Here is a 14,403-nt window from a genome sequence, read left to right on the forward strand (position 1 = left end):
CTGTCAGCCGTTACGGGCCTTGATGTAGGCAAGAAAGCTATCAAGGTCCGAGCTGCTGAGCATCCGCGAGACAGCTTTGACTTCATCCATGGGCCAGTCCCACCAGGCCGCTTCGAGCAAGGTGTTGCGCACTTCTTCGTCAAACCGCCACCTGATCTGCTTGCACGGGTTGCCGCCGACCACCGCAAACGGCGGCACATCGCGGGTCACCAGCGCACCGGCGGCGACAATCGCGCCATGGCCGATGGTCACGCCCGAGAGGATCACCGCGTTGGTGCAGATCCAGCAGTCGCTGCCGATCACCACATCGCCCTTGCTCGGCGCATAGTCCTTGATGTCCTTGACGGCATCGACCATGGCCGGGAACGGGTAAGTGGTCAGCCAGTCGGTACGGTGCTCACCGCCGAGCAGTATCTGTACGCCCGCTGCGATCGAGGTGTAGGAACCGATCTTCAGCACTGTATCGTCACCGAACTCGACAACTTCCGGAATCCCGTAGGTGCCCACCCCGACGCTATAACGTGGGTAACGCAGCCTGATCTTTTCTGCCGCACGCTCAAGCTTGTCCATCGAGCGCAGTCGTTTGCGCTCACGCCGCTGTTTCAAGAGGTCGAATAACTTCACAAAGGGGTCCTTGCTGATCAACGGTGCAGTACGAGGCGCTTCAGGCGTTTGAATGTGGTGCGGTTGTAATGGCGTAGCGGGATCGAGCGCAACAGTTGCCAGGCAAATTTCTTGTCGGCGACCACCGCATACTTCAATGCCTTGTTGATCAGCACCGTCCTGCCCTGCTGATACCCGGGATGCGTTTTGAAGGGCGCCATCGCCAGCATATCGGCATCCAGCAGGACCTTGAACTTTCTCGACAGGTTGTTGGGGTGGCGGCGATAGCGCGTCACGCACACCGGCAACTCGTGAATCTGGTAGCCCTTGCTGGCGATCCTGAGGGTGATCTGGAAATCCTGGACCTTGATCGCCGGGTCGTAGAACTGCGCCGCGCGCATCGCCTGCATGCGGTACAACGCGCCCGGCGCACCGATGACCACTGCCTCGCGGACGATCTGGTCGAAGCTGAAGGTCTTTACCTCGGTGCGCTGCTGGGTCTTGGTTTCGGCGCCATCGCTGTCCATGTAGGCGATCAGGGCGCCGACGCAGCCGACCTCGGGGTGCTCGTCCAGGTACCTGGCCCTGACGCTGAGCGAATGCGGGAGCATGATGTCGTCCAGGTCCGGAGTGGACACATACACGCCCCGGGCATGCTTGAGGCCATTGTTCAGCGTGGCACTGACGCCCTGATTGTGCTGGGTCAGCAGGGTGAAAGCGTAGGTGTCCTGCAGCGCCCGGAGCATGGCAAGGCTGTTGTCCGTCGAGCCATCGTCGACAATGATCACCTCGAAGTTGGGGTAATCCTGGGCAAAGATGCTCTGCAGCGCGGCCTCAAGGTACTTCTCGGCGTTGTAGCAAGGAGCGACGACCGAGATCAGTGGCGGCGACTGGGAAGGCTGCTGGGCGTGTTCTTGGGTCATTACGGGTAAAAGCCTTATGCCGGCCTCACGACGGAGGCGGGTCATCTTTGAGTTCGAAGTGGCACCATGATGCTGGAACTCTGCCTGGTTGTCATGGTTCGCTCCAGAAACATGTCGAAACACCTACAGCTGCAAGAAAGGTAAGCGGCGAGATTATCATCGGCAGCGTAACTGCTAATAATTCTCATAAACACTTACATTTAATTTTCACTGGGGTGAAACTTTACATGTCTTGCCAACTTGCTCGTGGTCGTTCATCGCATTCCTTCATGGCTTCAGCGCTGGGCCTTGCCGTCGCTTCAACATCAAGCTATTCGCTCGCCGAGAAGGCGTCCAGCCCGCCTATGGAGCTGGGCAATATCAACATCGATGCCAAGGCCAGCAGCGACTACAAGACTGAACGCTCGGCGTCGGGCAAGTACACCACCACCCTGCTCGACACCCCGCAGACCATCACCGTGGTGCCCTCCCAGGTAATCAAGGAGCAGCAGGCCCTGAGCCTGCGCCAGGTACTGTCCAACGTCTCCGGCATCACCTTCAACGCCGGCGAAGGCGGTGGCGGCTCGGGCGACAGCATCAACATCCGCGGCTTCTCGGCCAACAGCAATATCCAGATCGACGGCTTGCGCGACAGCGCCCAGACCAACCGCACCGACACCTTCAATGTCGAGCAGGTCGAAGTCATCAAAGGCCCCAACTCTGTGTTCGGTGGTGCCGGCACCACCGGCGGCAGCATCAACATCATCAGCAAGCAGCCCCAGGACCAGGCCTTCACCCGCCTGGGCGGCAGTGTCGGCACCGACAGCTACTACCGCATGACCCTGGACAGCAACCAGCCGCTGGAGGGCGTAGGGCATGACAGCGCGTTTCGCATCAACCTCATGGGCCACCAGAACGATGTGGCCGGCCGCGAACAGATCGACCGTGAACGCTGGGGGCTCGCCCCATCGCTGCGCCTGGGCCTGAGCGAATCCACGCGCCTGACCCTGAGCGCCTTCCACCAGGTCGATGACAACCTGCCCGACTACGGCGTACCGGCCCTGGACGGCAAACGCCTGGCCGGCGTCAGCCGCGAAGACTACTTCGGCTGGAAGAACCTCGACAAGGAAGAGATCGAGCAAAGCTCGTTCACCGCCAACTTCGAACACGACTTCAACGACAACCTGCGCCTGCAAAACCTTACGCGCTACAGCCACATTGCCCGCGATACCACGGTTTCGGCTTCGCACGTCAACACCACCGGCCTGCCGCCTGGCCGCTATCGCCCCGCCGGCCCCCAGGGCTACGGGCGCGATGCGACCACCGAAATGTGGATCAACCAGACCAATCTGATCAGCAACTTCAAGCTGCTGGGCATGCGCCATGACCTGGTCACCGGCATGGAAGTGTCACGCGAAACCATGGACCTGAAGACCTACGGCTACGGCTTGAGCAACGCCCTGTATCCCGCTAATGGTTATGATCTGAGCAACCCGCCGGGGCACTGGTCGGGGCCGGCCAACAAGGCCACCAGCAGCTACACCGACACCGAGCTGACCAACCAGGCGCTGTACATCTTCGACACCATTGCCCTGCATGAGCAATGGGACCTGAACCTGGGCCTGCGCTACGACAAGTTCAAAGGTCAGGCCCAAGGCTACGACGCCGGGCATGTACGCACCTCCGACTTCGACTCCACCGACGAGAAACTCAGTGGCCGTGCCGGGCTGGTCTACAAACCGACTGAGAACGGGCGTATCTACCTGGCCTGGGGCAACTCCTTCAACCCTTCGGCAGAGAGCCTGGCCTCCACCGGCGGCGGCCTGAGCGCGGCCACCGAAAACCTCGCCCCGGAAAAGAACGAAACCTGGGAACTGGGGACCAAATGGGAGCTGCTCGACAAGCGCCTGGAACTGGACGCGGCGCTGTTTCGGGTAGAAAAGACCAACGCCCGCGAAACCATGGCCGACGGCTCCACCCAACTGGCCGGCAAGCAGCGTGTACAGGGCGTCGAAGTCGGGGTCACCGGGCATATCACCGAGCAGTGGGATGTGTTCGCCAACTACACCTTCCTCGACAGTGAAACCCTCAAGGCCGCCAACACTGCAGCCGGTATCGCCCGTGAAGGCCAGGCCCTGGGCAACACCCCGCCGCGCTCGCTGAACCTGTGGACCACTTACCAGCTGCCGGCCGGCTGGACCCTGGGCTATGGCGCGCGTTATGTCAGCGAACGCAACGTCACCTCCAGCACCAGCGCCAAGCTTGACGCCTACTGGCTGCACAACGCCATGGTGGCGTACCGGGTCAACGAAGACCTCGACCTGCAGCTGAACGTCAACAACCTGTTCGACAAGGATTACGTTGAGCGTGTGCGCCAGCAGAACGGCACCGATGCGCGTTCTTCGGCCATAGAGTACGGCGATGCGCGTTCGGCGATTCTGTCGGCGACCTACGCGTTCTGATAGGTAGGAAACGAAAAAGCCCGCGACCTTTGCAGGACGCGGGCTTTCTCTTACAGCGTATGGTGGGTCGTGTAGGATTCGAACCTACGACCAATTGGTTAAAAGCCAACTGCTCTACCAACTGAGCTAACGACCCGTTGGATGGCGCGTATAATACTGATTTCTAACAGGAAATCAACACCCCATCGCAAAATAATTTAAAAATATCTGGTCGGGTCCTCTACACCGGCGGCTTTAAAGCCGTCGGCGCGCAGGCGGCAGCTGTCACATTTGCCGCACGCACGGCCTTGATCGTCGGCCTGATAGCAGGAAACGGTCAGGCTGTAATCCACCCCGCGGGCCATGCCGGCCTGGACGATCTGCGCCTTGCTGAGGTTCTGCAGCGGTGCCTGGATGCGAAAGCCGTTGCCTTCGACACCGGCTTTGGTAGCCAGATTGGCCATGCGCTCGAACGCCTCGACGAACTCCGGACGGCAATCCGGGTAACCGGAGTAATCCACGGCGTTGACGCCGATGAAGATATCGCGGGCTTCCAGTACCTCTGCCCAGCCCAGGGCCAGGGACAGGAACACCGTATTGCGTGCCGGCACGTAAGTGACCGGGATGCCTTCGCTCGGCGCTTCAGGTACATCGATGCTGCTGTCGGTCAGGGCCGAGCCGCCAATACCGTCCAGGCTCAGGCCGATGACCTTGTGTTCGACCACGCCCAGGTCGCGGGCAACCCGCGCTGCGGCGTTGAGCTCGGCGCGGTGGCGCTGGCCGTAGTCGAAGCTCATGGTGTAGCAGCTGTAGCCCTCGGCCTTGGCCATGGCAACAACAGTGGCCGAGTCGAGGCCGCCGGAAAGCAGAATTACCGCACGTTTCTCAGTCATTGCATCACTCCTGTCAGCGTCCCGGTTCGTCGTTCCACAGCAGTTTGTGCAGCTGCATCTGGAAACGAACCGGCAAATTATCGGCCACGATCCAGTCGGCCAGGTCGGTGGCACTCACCTGGTGGTGGCTGGGCGAGAAGAGTACGTCGCCAGCGCGTTTTTCCAGGCCATATTGAATGAGCTTGGACACCGCCCAATCGTAGTCTTCACGGGAACAGATAACGAACTTGACCTGGTCATTCGGGGTCAGCAGCTCGATATTCTCGTAACGGTTGCGGTGAACTTCCTCGGAGCCTGGGGTTTTCAGGTCGACCACGCGACTGACCCGGGTGTCGACCCTGGAAATATCCAGGGCGCCACTGGTCTCCAGCGAAACCTCGTAACCGGCGTCGCACAGTTGCTTGAGCAAAGGGATGGCATTGGGCTGGGCCAGCGGCTCGCCGCCGGTGACGCAGACATAGCGCGGCTTGAAGCCGGCGACCTGGTCGAGGATCGAGTCGAGGGTGCGGATGCTGCCGCCACTGAATGCGTACTCGCTGTCGCAATACTGGCAACGCAGCGGGCAGCCGGTGAGGCGGACGAATACCGTGGGCAGCCCAGCGGTACGCGTTTCACCCTGCAAAGAGTAAAAAACTTCGGTAATGCGTAATGTGTCTTGCATAGTCGCCACGGGCGTAACAGCTAAACAGGCTGTCCGCCTCCGTCAGGCACTGCTGAGAACCCGTCATCGCGTAGTTCGCAGCAGCGTGTTTCATAAAAGGGCAGTGATTCTAACGAAAAAACCCGCGACTAGCGCGGGTTTCTTTTAAAACGGCTGGTTCAGAGCTTTTGCAAATCGCGCTGGGCCAGTTGTGCAGCCGAGGTACCCGGGTACTGGGTAACCACCTGCTGGAGAATGCCCTTGACCCGGTCGGTGTGACCCAGGCGGCGTTCCACGTCGGCGAGCTTGTACAGCGAATCCGGCACCTTGTTGTGCTTGGGATACAGCTGGCTCACTTTGGCAAAGGCTTGCCCTGCCGCTTGCAGGTCACCTTTGGCCAGGTTTACTTCACCGAGCCAGTACTGGGCGTTGCCGGCATACTGGCTGTTCGGGTACTTGCGCAGGAAGGCGTTGAACGCCTGGCTGGCCTTGTCGAAATCCTTGGCTTTGATCAGGTCGAAAGCAGCGTCGTAATAGAGCTTCTCTTTCGCCGGATCGCCAGGTTCGCTGCTGGCGGCAGGCTGCTGGCCGGTGGCAGCACCGGCGACAGCGCCTGCAGCAGCACCGGCGGCTTCGCCACCGGCTGGGGAATTGGGTGGAGTGGCGGCAGGTGCAACACCGCTTCCGATACGCCGATCCAGGTCCTGGTAACGCTCCAGGCTCTCCTGTTTCATGCGTGACACGTCATTTTGCAGCTCTTCAATGACGCCTTGTTGACGCGCTATCTGCTCCTGCATTTGCTGCAGTTGCATGAACAGCTGGCCCTGTGCCGAGGCAGGGGCCGTAACCCCTCCCCCGGCATAGGCGCCGTTCGTACCATAACCCGCAGGCGGATAGCTGCTTGCGCCGCTATAGCCTGCGTTGTCATCAACAACAGGAACCTCAGCCCAGGCCATGAGAGGCAGGGTGAGAGCCAGGACGGTTACAGCACGACGGCACGTTCGCATATCGAATTACTTACGCAGTTCGACGCGACGGTTCTGAGCCCAGGACTGCTCGTCGTTACCGGTAGCAACTGGACGCTCTTCGCCGTAGGAAACCAGTTCCAGCTGGGCAGGAGAAACGCCTTGCAGTACCAGGTAGCGTTGAACGGCTTTCGCACGACGCTCGCCCAGAGCCATGTTGTATTCGCGAGTACCACGCTCGTCGGTGTTACCTTCCAGAACGACGCGAGCGCCGTTGCCTTTCAGGTCCTTGGCATGAACGTCCAGAGCGCGCATGGCTTCTGGCTTCAGGTCCGAGCTGTCGTATTCGAAGTAGAAGGTGGTGATTGCGCGCAGAGCAGCTTCTTCGCTCAGGCTGCCGTCAACAGCGCCAGTGTTGGCACCGTAGCCAGCGTTAGGATCAACCTGGCCTTGACCAGCATCGTCGCCGCCTTTCGAGGAGCAACCTACAGCTACGGCCATGGCCAGAGCCAGCGCAGCAAACTTACCAAACTTCAGCATTTCCATCGTGAAACTCCTAATGAACCCCAGTGTGTTAAGTAAAACGTAAAGCGCCGCGTCAGTTCAGGTAAGGGGACCAGGACGGTTCTCTGACTTCGCCTTGAGCGGTAGGAAGCGGGAGCCTCACGCGTCCGTTGAGAGAGACGAGCATCAAGACTCCCCGGCCCTGCTGGCGGGTGGCGTAGATTAGCATGGTGCCGTTGGGCGCAACAGTGGGTGACTCATCAAGACTTGTTTCCGAGAGAATCTTTACACTGCCGCGTTGCAAATCTTGTGCAGCCACTTTGAAGTTGGTGAAACCTTGTTGGCGATGAATCATCACCAGGGTCTTTTCATCCGCCGACAGTTTAGGGTTGGCGTTGTAGTTACCCACGAAAGTTACCCGCTCTGCACCACCACCGGAAACATTGGTTTTGTAGATCTGTGGTTTACCACCGCGGTCGGAGGTGAAGTAGATGGTCGAGCCATCTTTACCCCAGAACGGTTCGGTGTTGATACCCGGGCCTGCGGTCACGCGCGACAGCTGGCGCGAACCCATGTTCATCACGTAGATGTCCGGGTTGCCGTCCTTGGACAGCACGAACGCCAGGCGCGAACCATCCGGCGACCAGGCTGGCGCACCGTTGAGGCCTTCGAAGTTGGTGATCTGCTCACGGCGACCGGTATCGATATGCTGGACGAAGATGCGCGGACGCTTCTGCTCGAACGACACGTAGGCAATGCGCTTGCCGTCTGGTGCAAAGCGCGGCGACAGGATCGGCTCACGCGACTGCAGCAGGGTTACCGCCCGCGCACCGTCGTAGTCCGAACGCTGCAGGGTGTAACGGGTATTGTTGGTCGAGAAGCGCTCGGCGGTCACGTAAAGCATGCGGGTAGAGAATGCACCCTTGATGCCGGTGAGCTTTTCGAACGACTGGTCGGCGATGTAGTGCGACATGTCGCGCAGTTGATCGACGCTGCCCGAGACGCTGCCGGTCAGCACTTGCTGCTCGGTGGCGACGTTGAACAGCGCGTACTGCACCTGCAGGCGGCCGCCGGACGGAACGATGCTGCCGACCATCACGTACTGGGCGCCCAGGGCTTTCCAATCACGGAAGATCACTTCGCTGGCCTGGCTCGGCTGGCTGATCATGTTCTGGCGCGGGATCGGCGAGTAATAACCGGAGTTGCGCAGGTCATTGCCGATGATGTCAGCCATGTCTTCAGGCAGCACGCTGCCGCCCTGCAGCCCGAACGGCACGACCGCGATCGGCGTGGCGCGATCGCTGCCGCTGGTGACCAGAATGTTCTTTTCATCTGCTACGGCCAACCCTGCTGCACAGCAGAGAACGACCAGCAGTCCTCGAAGAAGGTTAATCACAAGGCTAGATCCTCAGGTGTGAATGTCATCTTGAATGAACGATAGGGATTGAATTCGCTCGGTTTCAAGCCCTGCATTTCGGTTAAACGACCAATGTTCTTGACCGCTGCCACAGCCGAGCTGTCAAACGGACCGTCACCACTGGAGCGGGCTACGCTCACCGAGGTAATGGTGCCGTCCGGCAACATGCCGATCTGCAGGACCACCGTCATGTTCTTGCGCGCAGAAGGCGGACGTGCCCAGCCCTCGGCCGCACGTGCACGGATCAGGTCGTCGAAATCGCCGGCTACCTGGTCACCCTGCTCGTCAGCCAGGGCCTGCTGCCGTTCGGTGGTATCGGACAGAAGCTCGGCCAGGGCCTGGGCTTTCTTGTCTTCCGCCGCCTTGCGGGCTGCATCCTGTGCCTTCTTCTTGGCCGCATCAGCTGCGGCTTTCTTCTTGGCGTCTTCGGCGGCTTTCTTCTTCGCCTCTTCAGCCGTTGCTTTTTTCTTGGCGTCCTCGGCCGCCTTCTTCTTGGCGTCCTCGGCTGCTTTTTTCTTGGCTTCTTCAGCCGCCTGCTTCTTGGCCTCTTCGTCAGCCTTTTTCTTGGCTTCCTCTTCGGCCTTCTTCTTGGCGATGTCAGCCTGTTGCTTCTCGGCAGCCTTCTTCGCCTCTTCGGCTTTCTTGGCTTCGGCGGTTTTCTTCGCTTCCTCGGCCTTCTCGGCCTGTTCGGCTTTCTTCGCTTCAGCTTCGGCTCGCGCCTCTTCGGCCTTTTGAGCCGCTTCTTCTTTCTTTTGTTCCGCAGCCTTCACTGCCTGCTGCTCGACCTTCTTCTGTTCCATCTGTTCTTCTTCGGTTTGACGCGAAGCAGTCTTCTTGGCCTCACCGGCAATCTTCTGATTGGTCTGGGTGGTGGCCTGGCTCTTGGATTTGAGCTGGTACAGGGTTGCCTGGACAATAGGCTTGGCCGGCGGCAGCTCCGGGGTCATGGCAAAGCTGACGAACAGCATGCCGAACACCAGAACGTGCAGCGCAATGGCCCAGACACTGGGCCAGAAATAGCTTTCCGAGGCGGATGGCTCTCGCTGTTGCATCAGGGCGCCTCGGTAATCAGGCCAACGTTACCGACACCTGCCTTCTGCAACCCGCCCATGGCACCCATGACCGCGCCGTAGTCGACGGACTTGTCGCCACGGATGAAGACCTGGGTCTGCTTGCCCTGGTCACGGCCGGCGCTGATGATCTTGGTCACGGCGTCGGTCATTTGCGGCAAGGTCATGGCCTTGTCCATCTGCTTGTCGGTGTCGACTTCGCTGCCAAGGTTCCAGTAGTAGGTCTTGTCAGCCTTGATCGAAATGGTCAGGACCTGGGTGTTGTTGTCCTGCGGCAAGGCTTCACTGGAAACCTTGGGCAGGTCGACCTTCACGCCCTGGTTGAGCATCGGTGCGGTCACCATGAAAATCACCAGCAGTACCAGCATCACGTCGATGTATGGCACCACGTTCATTTCGGCGACCGGCTTGCGTTTGTGGCGAACTCGGGCCATGGGCTTTTACCTGATCACTCTTCGCTGGTGTGCACTTTACGGTGCAGGATGGCCTGGAACTCGTCGGCGAACGTGTAGTAACGGCCGATCAAGACTTCACTGCGGGCAGCGAAACGGTTGTAGGCAATAACCGCAGGGATCGCGGCGAACAGGCCGATCGCGGTGGCGATCAGGGCTTCGGCGATACCCGGGGCCACGGTGGCCAGGGTCGCTTGCTGCGCCGAGGCCAGGCCACGGAAGGAGTTCATGATGCCCCAGACGGTACCGAACAGGCCGATGTACGGGCTGGTGGAACCGACGGTGGCGAGGAACGGCAGGCTCTGCTCGAGCTTCTCTTCCTCACGGGAGATGGCTACGCGCATGGCCCGGCCAACGCCTTCCATGACCGCGTCCGGGTCGACGCCTGGCTGTTGGCGCAGACGCGAGAACTCTTTGAAGCCGGCGCGGAACACCTGCTCTACACCCGAATCCGGGTCCGGGTTGCTGCCAGCCTGACGATACAGCTTGGACAGGTCGATACCCGACCAGAAGCGCTCTTCAAAGCTGTCCAGCGCACGACGACCGGCGCGCAGCATGGTACTGCGCTGGAAAATCATGATCCATGACGTTACCGATGCGGCCACCAGAATCAGCATGACCAGCTGCACCACGATGCTGGCATTGCTGACCAGGCTCCACATGGAGGTATGGTCGACGACGTTAGCTTCCACGCTTAATCTCCTGCATTTGAATGAGTACCCGGATCGCCCGCCTCGGCAAAGGCCGCGCGCAGCGCTTGGGGGATGGCCCGGGGTTTGAAAGTATCGGCGCGCACACAGGCCACCAGGAACTGCCCCTCACAGAGCAGCGTTGCATCTTTTTCGCGCCACACCTGCTGCACGAAGCGCAGGCTGGCGCGGTTCAATTCAAGCACTTGCGCGGTAACCCGCAACTCGTCGTCCAGCCGCGCTGGCGCGTGATAGCGCGCCTCGCTGGAATGGACCACGAACAGCAGGTTGTCCTGCGCCAGTGCCGACTGGGCAAAGCCCAGGTCACGCAACCGCTCGGTGCGGGCACGTTCCATGAATTTCAGGTAATTGACGTAATACACCACGCCGCCGGCATCGGTATCTTCGTAATAGACACGACAACGATGTGCGAACGGCTCTAGCTCGTTTTGCGCGCGCATACTCTAGTGCTAACTCCTCAGCTTGCCAATCCGCCCCGGCAACTGTTTTTCATCGATTATGTCGTATTGCCAGCGCGACTGAGGCATGCCCGCGGATAGGACCACAGAAACGCTGGATAAATCTGTCATTCATCGGTCTGGGCGGAAAAACCCTCGCCGCTGATCGATTCGCCCAGGCGGTTGGGAATGTTCAGGCCGAAATGCAGGTAGGCATGCCGGGTCACCACCCTGCCCCGTGGCGTGCGCATGATGTAGCCCTGCTGGATCAGGTAGGGCTCGAGCACGTCCTCGATGGTGTGACGCTCTTCGCTGATGGCCGCGGCCAGGCTGTCGACCCCCACCGGGCCGCCGTCGAACTTCTCGATCATGGTCAGCAGCAAGCGCCGGTCCTGATGATCGAAACCGCGCTCGTCGACGTCCAGCAGGTTCAGCGCCATGTCGGCCACCGGCTTGGTGATGTGGCCCTTGCCGCGCACTTCGGCGTAGTCGCGCACCCGCCGCAGCAAGCGGTTGGCAATCCGTGGCGTGCCACGGGCGCGGCGGGCGATCTCGAAGGCACCTTCGTCTTCAATGGGCAGGCCGAGAATGCCACCGGAACGGCTGACGATGGTCGCCAGGTCCTCGGTGTTGTAGAACTCAAGGCGCTGGACGATGCCGAAGCGGTCACGCAGCGGGTTGGTCAGCATGCCGGCACGGGTGGTGGCGCCGACCAGGGTGAACGGCGGCAAGTCGAGCTTGATCGAACGCGCCGCCGGCCCCTCGCCGATCATGATGTCGAGCTGGAAGTCTTCCATGGCCGGGTACAGCACTTCTTCGACGATGGGCGACAGGCGATGGATTTCGTCGATGAACAGCACATCGTGCGGCTCTAGGTTGGTCAGCAACGCGGCCAGGTCACCCGGGCGCTCGAGGATCGGCCCGGAAGTGCTTTTGATCGACACGCCCATTTCCTGGGCAATGATATTGGCCAGGGTGGTCTTGCCCAGGCCCGGCGGGCCGAAGATCAGGGTGTGGTCGAGGGATTCGTTGCGCCCGCGGGCGGCCTGGATGAACAGCGCCATCTGTTCACGCACCACCGGCTGGCCGATGTATTCGGCCAGGCGCAATGGGCGGATCGCCCGGTCCTGGACCTCTTCACGGTCGCGCCCGGTGGCGGCTATCAGTCGATCGGCTTCAATCACTTAGATCATTCCCTTCAGGCTGCGACGGATCAGCTCTTCGCTGCTCAGGCCCTTGGCATCCACGGCGGCGACCGCCTTGCTCGCTTCCTGGGGCTTGTAGCCCAGGGAAATCAGCGCGCTGACGGCATCGGCCTCGGCGCTGGAAACGCTGGCAATCGGCAGTGGACCATTGGGCACAAGGGCAAACATGGCCGGGGAGGTTTCCCAGGCCTTGAAGCGGTCCTTGAGTTCGACCAGCAGGCGTTCGGCGGTCTTTTTACCAACCCCCGGCACCTTGACCAGGGCCGAAGCATCCTGGGCCTGGACACAGCGTACCAGTTCGTCGACCTCCAGGCCCGACATCAATGCCAGGGCCAGCTTGGGCCCCACGCCATTAAGGCGGATCAGCTCGCGAAACAGCTCGCGCTCGCGCTTTTCATGGAAGCCATACAGCAGGTGGGCGTCTTCGCGCACCACCAGGTGGGTGTGCAAGGTCACCACTTCGCCAACCTTGGGCAGGCGGTACAGGGTGGTCATCGGCACTTCGAGCTCATAGCCCAGGCCGTTGACGTCGACAATCAGGTGCGGCGGCTGTTTTTCAGCCAGGGTGCCGCGCAAACGTCCAATCACGTTCCGATCCTTCCTCATGGGTACCGGCAAGCGACCGGTCAACCCTAACAGCAAATGCAATGGCCGATGGCATTGCCCAGGCAAAATTTGTTTCAGCAGATGATGCTATCAGAGCCGCAAGCGCCCGCTTCGACTGCGCGCCGTACCCAGGCCGTGGGGCACCAGGCTTGAGCGGGTATGGGCATGGCACAAGGCGATGGCCAGGGCGTCGGAGGCATCGATCTGCGGCTTTTGCGTCAGTTTCAGCAGGTGCATGACCATCATCTGCACCTGCTCCTTGTTGGCCCCACCGGTGCCGGCCACCGCCTGCTTGACCTGGGTGGCGCTGTACTCGGCGATTTCCAGGCCTTCTTCGATAGCCGCGACGATCGCCGCGCCGCGGGCCTGGCCGAGCTTGAGCGCCGAGTCGGCGTTACGCGCCATGAACACCCGCTCGATGCCCATGGTCACCGGGCCGTGCTGGCGGATGATTTCGCGCACGCCGCGAAAGACGATCTGCAGGCGCTCGGGCAGCTCGCCGGCGCCGGTACGAATGCAGCCCGAAGCCACGTACTCGCAACCCCGCCCGCTGTGGTGCACCACGCCATAGCCGGTAATGCGCGAGCCGGGGTCGATGCCAAGAATCAGAGTCATACGTCTTTGCGCCATAGTAAAAACAGAAGCCGGACCGGCTCGCAGGTGCAATGCAACTGCAGGCAGATCCGGCCTCGGGCCGGTAGGAGCGGGCTTGCCCCGCGATTGCGCACTACCACCCAATCGCATCGCGAGGCAAGCTCGCTCCCACCTAAATGAACAACTTGAGACTAGCCGAGCTGTTCCATGACTTCGTCAGGAATTTCGGCATTGGAGTAGACGTTCTGTACGTCGTCCAGGTCTTCAAGCATGTCGATCAGCTTGAGCACCTTCTGTGCGCCGTCCAGGTCGAGTTCGGCGCTGGTGGTCGGCTGCATCACGATTTCCGCGTCAGCGGCCTTGAAACCGGCCTCTTCCAGGGCGTTGCGCACGGCATAGAAGCTGTTGAACGAGGTGAAGACCTCGAACGAGCCATCTTCGTTGCTGACCACGTCGTCGGCATCGGCCTCCATCGCCGCTTCCATCAGCGCGTCTTCGTCGACGCCGGCGGCGAAGCTGATCTGGCCCTTGCGCTCGAACAGGTAAGCCACCGAGCCGTCAGTCCCCAGGTTGCCGCCGCATTTGCTGAAGGCATGACGCACAGCGGCGGCGGTACGGTTGCGGTTGTCGGTCATGGCCTCGACCATGATCGCCACGCCGCCCGGGCCGTAACCTTCGTAGCTGAGCTCTTCGACGTTGTCGGCTTCGGCCGTGCCAGCACCGCGGGCAACCGCCCGGTCGATGATGTCGCGGCTCATGTTCGCCCCCAACGCCTTGTCCAGGGCCAGGCGCAAGCGCGGGTTGGAGGCAGGATCGCCTCCGCCCTGCTTGGCGGCAACGGTCAGCTCACGAATCCACTTGGTGAAGATCTTGCCTCGCTTGGCATCCTGGCGCTCTTTGCGGTGCTTGATGTTTGCCCACTTGGAATGACCTGCCATAACGCACTCCGAATCCTTTGTAACAA

At 60.8% G+C, this 14,403-nt stretch carries 16 protein-coding genes and 1 tRNA gene; 1 reads left to right on the forward strand and 16 read right to left on the reverse strand.

Translation table 11 applies throughout. The features are described from left to right. Positions 1-3: 3 nt before the first annotated feature. Positions 4-624 carry a CatB-related O-acetyltransferase gene (locus BLR26_RS23825; protein ID WP_045193528.1) on the reverse strand — a complete coding sequence of 207 codons (621 nt, stop codon included), beginning with the start codon at positions 622-624 and terminating at the stop codon, positions 4-6. Between the two features lie 17 nt (positions 625-641). After that, on the reverse strand, positions 642-1,526 hold the full coding sequence (locus BLR26_RS23830; RefSeq protein WP_093386460.1) for a glycosyltransferase family 2 protein: 885 nt from the start codon (positions 1,524-1,526) through the stop codon (positions 642-644). A gap of 269 nt (positions 1,527-1,795) precedes the next feature. Here BLR26_RS23830 and BLR26_RS23835 point away from each other — a divergent pair, with 269 nt between their 5' ends. Then, positions 1,796-3,967, forward strand: coding sequence for a TonB-dependent receptor (locus BLR26_RS23835; RefSeq protein WP_371128657.1), 2,172 nt, complete (start codon positions 1,796-1,798; stop codon positions 3,965-3,967). 60 nt (positions 3,968-4,027) lie between these two features. On the opposite strand, the gene BLR26_RS23840 is transcribed toward BLR26_RS23835, so the two are convergent. The 14 genes from BLR26_RS23840 to BLR26_RS23905 all read right to left on the reverse strand — a co-directional run bounded on the left by BLR26_RS23840 (position 4,028) and on the right by BLR26_RS23905 (position 14,377). After that, a tRNA-Lys gene (locus tag BLR26_RS23840) sits at positions 4,028-4,103 on the reverse strand. A gap of 61 nt (positions 4,104-4,164) precedes the next feature. Beyond that, positions 4,165-4,839 (reverse strand): 7-cyano-7-deazaguanine synthase QueC, encoded by a 675-nt coding sequence (gene queC, locus BLR26_RS23845; RefSeq protein WP_045193531.1) that lies wholly within the window; start codon positions 4,837-4,839, stop codon positions 4,165-4,167. A 13-nt stretch (positions 4,840-4,852) separates the two neighbouring features. Next, positions 4,853-5,500, reverse strand: coding sequence for a 7-carboxy-7-deazaguanine synthase QueE (gene queE, locus BLR26_RS23850; RefSeq protein ID WP_093386470.1), 648 nt, complete (start codon positions 5,498-5,500; stop codon positions 4,853-4,855). Positions 5,501-5,658: 158 nt separating this feature from the next. Next, positions 5,659-6,486 carry a tol-pal system protein YbgF gene (gene ybgF / locus BLR26_RS23855; protein ID WP_093386475.1) on the reverse strand — a complete coding sequence of 276 codons (828 nt, stop codon included), beginning with the start codon at positions 6,484-6,486 and terminating at the stop codon, positions 5,659-5,661. Positions 6,487-6,492: 6 nt separating this feature from the next. Continuing rightward, positions 6,493-6,990, reverse strand: a complete 498-nt coding sequence (gene pal / locus BLR26_RS23860; RefSeq protein WP_010223188.1) for a peptidoglycan-associated lipoprotein Pal — start codon at positions 6,988-6,990, stop codon at positions 6,493-6,495. 52 nt (positions 6,991-7,042) lie between these two features. Beyond that, positions 7,043-8,344, reverse strand: coding sequence for a Tol-Pal system beta propeller repeat protein TolB (gene tolB, locus BLR26_RS23865; RefSeq protein ID WP_045193535.1), 1,302 nt, complete (start codon positions 8,342-8,344; stop codon positions 7,043-7,045). Beyond that, a complete protein-coding gene (gene tolA / locus BLR26_RS23870; RefSeq protein WP_093386479.1) occupies positions 8,341-9,417 on the reverse strand; it encodes a cell envelope integrity protein TolA in 1,077 nt (358 codons plus the stop codon). Before tolA ends, tolB begins: the two co-directional genes overlap by 4 nt. After that, positions 9,417-9,869 (reverse strand): protein TolR, encoded by a 453-nt coding sequence (gene tolR, locus BLR26_RS23875; protein WP_045193537.1) that lies wholly within the window; start codon positions 9,867-9,869, stop codon positions 9,417-9,419. Before tolR ends, tolA begins: the two co-directional genes overlap by 1 nt. Positions 9,870-9,883: 14 nt before the next feature. Then, entirely contained in the window at positions 9,884-10,579 is a 696-nt protein-coding gene (gene tolQ, locus BLR26_RS23880; RefSeq protein WP_010223192.1) for a protein TolQ, read from the reverse strand. A gap of 2 nt (positions 10,580-10,581) precedes the next feature. Beyond that, on the reverse strand, positions 10,582-11,037 hold the full coding sequence (gene ybgC / locus BLR26_RS23885; RefSeq protein ID WP_045193538.1) for a tol-pal system-associated acyl-CoA thioesterase: 456 nt from the start codon (positions 11,035-11,037) through the stop codon (positions 10,582-10,584). 125 nt (positions 11,038-11,162) lie between these two features. Next, positions 11,163-12,218 (reverse strand): Holliday junction branch migration DNA helicase RuvB, encoded by a 1,056-nt coding sequence (gene ruvB, locus BLR26_RS23890; RefSeq protein ID WP_045193539.1) that lies wholly within the window; start codon positions 12,216-12,218, stop codon positions 11,163-11,165. Next, positions 12,219-12,827, reverse strand: coding sequence for a Holliday junction branch migration protein RuvA (ruvA, locus tag BLR26_RS23895; RefSeq protein ID WP_010223195.1), 609 nt, complete (start codon positions 12,825-12,827; stop codon positions 12,219-12,221). A 108-nt stretch (positions 12,828-12,935) separates the two neighbouring features. Then, on the reverse strand, positions 12,936-13,460 hold the full coding sequence (ruvC, locus tag BLR26_RS23900; protein WP_093386484.1) for a crossover junction endodeoxyribonuclease RuvC: 525 nt from the start codon (positions 13,458-13,460) through the stop codon (positions 12,936-12,938). A gap of 170 nt (positions 13,461-13,630) precedes the next feature. Further along, positions 13,631-14,377 (reverse strand): YebC/PmpR family DNA-binding transcriptional regulator, encoded by a 747-nt coding sequence (locus tag BLR26_RS23905; protein WP_093386489.1) that lies wholly within the window; start codon positions 14,375-14,377, stop codon positions 13,631-13,633. Positions 14,378-14,403 lie beyond the last annotated feature (26 nt).

Source organism: Pseudomonas sp. UC 17F4 (genome assembly GCF_900101695.1).
Taxonomy (GTDB): Bacteria; Pseudomonadota; Gammaproteobacteria; order Pseudomonadales; family Pseudomonadaceae; genus Aquipseudomonas.

What these genes read in the sequence shown, in the direction of transcription:
- ybgF (WP_093386475.1), bottom strand. Translation starts at nt 6,486, where the DNA reads ATGCGAACGTGCCGTCGTGCTGTAACCGTCCTGGCTCTCACCCTGCCT.
- tolR (WP_045193537.1), bottom strand. Translation starts at nt 9,869, where the DNA reads ATGGCCCGAGTTCGCCACAAACGCAAGCCGGTCGCCGAAATGAACGTG.
- pal (WP_010223188.1), bottom strand. Translation starts at nt 6,990, where the DNA reads ATGGAAATGCTGAAGTTTGGTAAGTTTGCTGCGCTGGCTCTGGCCATG.
- BLR26_RS23835 (WP_371128657.1), top strand. Translation starts at nt 1,796, where the DNA reads ATGGCTTCAGCGCTGGGCCTTGCCGTCGCTTCAACATCAAGCTATTCG.
- ybgC (WP_045193538.1), bottom strand. Translation starts at nt 11,037, where the DNA reads ATGCGCGCGCAAAACGAGCTAGAGCCGTTCGCACATCGTTGTCGTGTC.
- queC (WP_045193531.1), bottom strand. Translation starts at nt 4,839, where the DNA reads ATGACTGAGAAACGTGCGGTAATTCTGCTTTCCGGCGGCCTCGACTCG.
- queE (WP_093386470.1), bottom strand. Translation starts at nt 5,500, where the DNA reads ATGCAAGACACATTACGCATTACCGAAGTTTTTTACTCTTTGCAGGGT.
- ruvC (WP_093386484.1), bottom strand. Translation starts at nt 13,460, where the DNA reads ATGACTCTGATTCTTGGCATCGACCCCGGCTCGCGCATTACCGGCTAT.
- tolA (WP_093386479.1), bottom strand. Translation starts at nt 9,417, where the DNA reads ATGCAACAGCGAGAGCCATCCGCCTCGGAAAGCTATTTCTGGCCCAGT.
- BLR26_RS23905 (WP_093386489.1), bottom strand. Translation starts at nt 14,377, where the DNA reads ATGGCAGGTCATTCCAAGTGGGCAAACATCAAGCACCGCAAAGAGCGC.
- BLR26_RS23830 (WP_093386460.1), bottom strand. Translation starts at nt 1,526, where the DNA reads ATGACCCAAGAACACGCCCAGCAGCCTTCCCAGTCGCCGCCACTGATC.